Genomic DNA, 3,719 nt, shown 5'->3' with positions numbered 1-3,719 from the left:
ATTGGGTGCGGGCGAGATCACCCGCGGACTGCTGCGATTTGGCCAGCCGTGTGCGCAACTCGTCGATGCTCGGCGGCGTGGTGGTTGACGCGGATGCGCCCGATGCCGCGGGGGAAGTGCCGGAAGGGGGCGGGGTGACTTCGCGGGTGCGGTGCGTCGGAGTGGTGCCGTCACCGTAAACGCCGATCACACGGTTGATTTCGGCACGCAGCGCATCCGCGTGTGCGGTGCGTTCGTCCGCGATCGCGGTCAATGCGGCATGCCGCTGCGGCGTCACCGCGATCGCCGCCGTCGCGGCCGCTGCGTCGGCGCGCGCCAGGTTCTCTTGTGCGGCAAGCGGATCGGGCTGATACACCGTCTTATCCGTACATCCGGCCACCGCGCCGACGGCTAGCACACCCACGGTCGTGCCGCCGGCCAGCCGCAATGCGGTGCGGCGGTCGACGATGCCGGTGCGACCGACGCCGGCGCTGCCGTGCTGGGTTTGATGCCGGTCGGTGGGGATGCCGGAAGTGCACCCGGCGCGCGGCGGGGCGGGGAGGCGGATTGGCACGGCACCATCGTGCCAGATTCGCGCGGCACGGCCGACCGAGCGTCTACCGGGCGGTCGGTGCGAGGCCCGGCACGCTGTGTTGCGGGCGCGTGGCCAGGAAACTTGCTCGAGGCCGCTGGTCCTTTACACTCTCGAGGCGCGTTACGCTAGATCTCCGGTAGAGAAATTTCCCGCCGTCTGACAACTGAACCAGGAGCCGCCCCACATGCCCATGCCGACGGAGGAAAGGGTGAGCCAGCTCGTTGCTGGGCTCGTCGAGCGCCGAGGATTCGACCTCGAGGGTGTCGAGATCTCGACGGCGGGCAAGCATGTGGATGCCCAGGCTCGGGTGAAGGTGATCGTCGACAGCGATGCCGCTTCCGATCTCGATGCCATTGCCGGACTGAGCACGGAGCTATCCGAGGCCCTCGACAGCGCGGGCGATTTCGGCGAGACGCCCTACCTGCTCGAGGTGACCAGCCCCGGCATCGACCGTCCGCTCACCGTCGACCGCCACTGGCGCCGCGCCCAGGGCCGCAAGGTGCGGATCAAGCTGCGCACCGGTGCCCCCTCGCCGGATCCGAAGTCATCGGACAAGTTCGAGGCCAGGGTCGGTGTCCTCACCGATGACACGGTGGCGTTGGTGCTCGGCGGGAAGAACAAACCGCACCGGGTGACGATTCCGCTGGCCGATATCGCCGAGGCGGTCGTCCAGGTGGAATTCAACCCACCCGGCGCGCGGGAACTGGAACTCGCGGGCGGAGTCGCGCCCGGTCGTCCGCGGCCGGGGCAAGAGGAAGCGGTGGATCCCACCGCCGATGTCCGGGGAACAACCGATGTACCAGATGAACCGACAGAATCTGTAGCCGCTGGCGACTGCCTGCAGGTCGCTCGAAACAACACAGCGTCCGATTCGCCGACCGAAGGGATCGTGGAATGAACATCGAAATCGAAGCCCTGCGCGCGATTGTCGCCGATAAAGGGATCTCGATCGAGACCGTGATCTCCGCGATCGAGTCGGCACTGCTCACGGCCTACCGTCATACCGAGGGCCACCAGCCCAACGCGCGCATCGATATCAACCAGAAGACCGGCGTGGTCCGGGTGATGGCGCGCGAACTCGACGCCGACGGCAATGTGCTCTCCGAATGGGACGACACCCCAGAGGGTTTCGGCCGGATCGCGGCGACCACCGCACGCCAGGTGGTGCTGCAGCGGCTGCGCGATGCCGAGAACGAGAAGTCCTTCGGCGAATTCTCCACCCATGAGGGCGACATCGTCGGCGGCGTGGTGCAGCGCGATGCCCGTGCCAATGCCCGCGGCACCGTCGTGGTGCGTATCGGCAGCGAACTGCACGGCACCGAGGGACTGATCCCGCCCGCCGAGCAGGTGCCCGGCGAGAGCTATGAGCACGGTGACCGGATCAAGTGTTACGTCGTCGGTGTCTCGCGCGGTCCGCGCGGCCCGCAGATCACCCTCTCGCGCACCCATCCGAATCTGGTGCGCCGACTGTTCGCGCTCGAGGTGCCCGAGATCGCCGACGGTTCGGTGGAGATCGTCGCGGTCGCCCGCGAGGCCGGCCACCGCTCCAAGATCGCGGTGCGCACCACCGTGCCAGGCGTCAATGCCAAGGGTGCGTGCATCGGCCCGATGGGTCAGCGCGTGCGCAACGTGATGAGCGAACTGGCGGGGGAGAAGATCGACATCATCGATTACGCCGATGATCCGGCGACCTTCGTCGGGAATGCGCTGTCGCCGTCGAAAGTTGTCTCGGTCACGATCGTGGATCCCGAAGCTCGCGCCGCACGCGTGGTCGTCCCCGACTTCCAGCTGTCGCTCGCCATCGGCAAGGAGGGGCAGAACGCCAGGTTGGCGGCCCGCCTGACCGGTTGGCGGATCGATATCCGCAGCGATGCCACCCCGGATGCGGGCAGCGGCAGTGTGCGGACGGAGGCGCATCGGAGTTGATCGATGCCCGCGAATCGAGCCCGCCGGATGACATGTTCGTAACTTCCGAAGGGGCGGGGTTCGGTGTTCCGAGCGGGACAGCGGTAGAGTGGTCTCAGGTTCAACGCGAGCCTTCGGTTTCTTTGTCCGAACGCACCAACGAGCTGGCCCCGGCGCACCGACGTCGAACAGCTCCGGAGCGGACGTGCATCGGGTGCCGAAAGCGCGAGTTGGCCGTCGATCTGTTGCGGATCGTGGCGCAGGACCGTGAAACCGGTGACGGTTCCGAGGTTGTTGCGATAGTTCCCGATCCGTGGCGCAGACTTCCCGGACGGGGTGCCTGGCTGCACCCCGTTTCAGTTTGTTTGCGCACCGCAGAACGACGCCGAGCATTCGGCAGAGCACTACGAGTGTCCGGAAATCTGGATATCTCAGCCCTGGAGAAGTACCTCGAGAACAGGCACGAGCACTCATGAGCACACCGTGAAGCACCAACGATGAACGTCCATCGGAGATAACCCGAGGTCGTGCGGGCCCGCCTTCCCTAGGCGGAGGCACTGCTCGACCTCTCAGTGAGGAGAGCAGTGGCAGGCAAGGCCCGCGTGCACGAGTTGGCCAAAGAACTCGGTGTCACGAGCAAAGAACTACTCGCAACGCTCAAGGAGCAAGGCGAGTTCGTGAAGTCGGCGTCCTCGACGGTGGAAGCACCCGTCGCACGTCGACTGCGCGAGTCGGTCGCGGGGAAGTCCGCCCCGTCGAACGGCACCACGAAGTCCGGGGCCCGTCCGGGACCGGCATCCACTCCGGCCGCGAAGCCCGCCGCAGGCGGCGGTCCGCGTCCGGGTCCACGTACCCCGTCGCCCGCGCAGGCGGCGACCCCGGCGGCTCCGGCCGCCCGTGAGACGGCGGCTCCGGCCGCGCGTCCCTCCGACGCTGTGCGTCCCGGTCCGGCCGCGCGTCCCGGTCCGGCCAAGCCGGCCGCCCGGGAAACCGCTCCGGTCCAGGAGACCCCGGCGGCTCCGGCCGCCAAGGCCACCCCGGCGCCGAGCACTCCGGCGCAGAGCGGACCGCGCCCGACCCCGGGTGGCGCACGTCCCGGTCAGCAGCAGCGCCCCGGTGCTCCGTCACACGGTGGTCCGTCACACGGTGGTCCGTCACACGGTGGTCCGCGTCCCGGTGGTGGTCCGGGAGCCGGCCCCAAGCCGGGTCCGAAGACTCCGCGCGTCGGCAACAATCCCTT

5 protein-coding genes are annotated in these 3,719 nt (G+C 68.1%); 4 read left to right on the top strand and 1 reads right to left on the bottom strand.

Annotated features, from left to right (window positions below):
- The coding region (locus ON44_RS22050) for a hypothetical protein (RefSeq protein ID WP_051182318.1) at positions 1 to 553 on the bottom strand (553 nt) is incomplete at its 3' end.
- Between the two features lie 205 nt (positions 554 to 758).
- On the opposite strand from ON44_RS22050, the gene rimP reads away from it, so the two are divergent.
- The 4 genes from rimP to ON44_RS22035 form a co-directional block, all read left to right on the top strand.
- Positions 759 to 1,472 (top strand): ribosome maturation factor RimP, encoded by a 714-nt coding sequence (gene rimP, locus ON44_RS22045; RefSeq protein ID WP_051182317.1) that lies wholly within the window; start codon positions 759 to 761, stop codon positions 1,470 to 1,472.
- Positions 1,469 to 2,500 (top strand): transcription termination factor NusA, encoded by a 1,032-nt coding sequence (gene nusA, locus ON44_RS22040; protein WP_040693081.1) that lies wholly within the window; start codon positions 1,469 to 1,471, stop codon positions 2,498 to 2,500. The genes rimP and nusA overlap by 4 nt, the downstream gene beginning before the upstream one ends.
- A gap of 143 nt (positions 2,501 to 2,643) precedes the next feature.
- Positions 2,644 to 2,955, top strand: coding sequence for a YlxR family protein (locus ON44_RS48490; protein WP_245567279.1), 312 nt, complete (start codon positions 2,644 to 2,646; stop codon positions 2,953 to 2,955).
- Between the two features lie 108 nt (positions 2,956 to 3,063).
- Positions 3,064 to 3,719, top strand: a 656-nt coding sequence (locus ON44_RS22035; RefSeq protein ID WP_040693079.1) for a translation initiation factor IF-2 N-terminal domain-containing protein, incomplete at its 3' end; no start/stop codon positions are given.

Source organism: Nocardia vinacea NBRC 16497 (assembly GCF_000308835.1).
Taxonomy (GTDB): domain Bacteria; phylum Actinomycetota; class Actinomycetes; order Mycobacteriales; family Mycobacteriaceae; genus Nocardia; species Nocardia vinacea.
The sequence above is the reverse complement of the archived record's forward strand: the minus strand, read 5'-3'. Positions and strand labels throughout refer to the sequence as shown.

Bases quoted from the DNA above. Each gene is read 5' to 3' on its own strand.
- rimP (WP_051182317.1), top strand. From the start codon at position 759: ATGCCCATGCCGACGGAGGAAAGGGTGAGCCAGCTCGTTGCTGGGCTC.
- nusA (WP_040693081.1), top strand. From the start codon at position 1,469: ATGAACATCGAAATCGAAGCCCTGCGCGCGATTGTCGCCGATAAAGGG.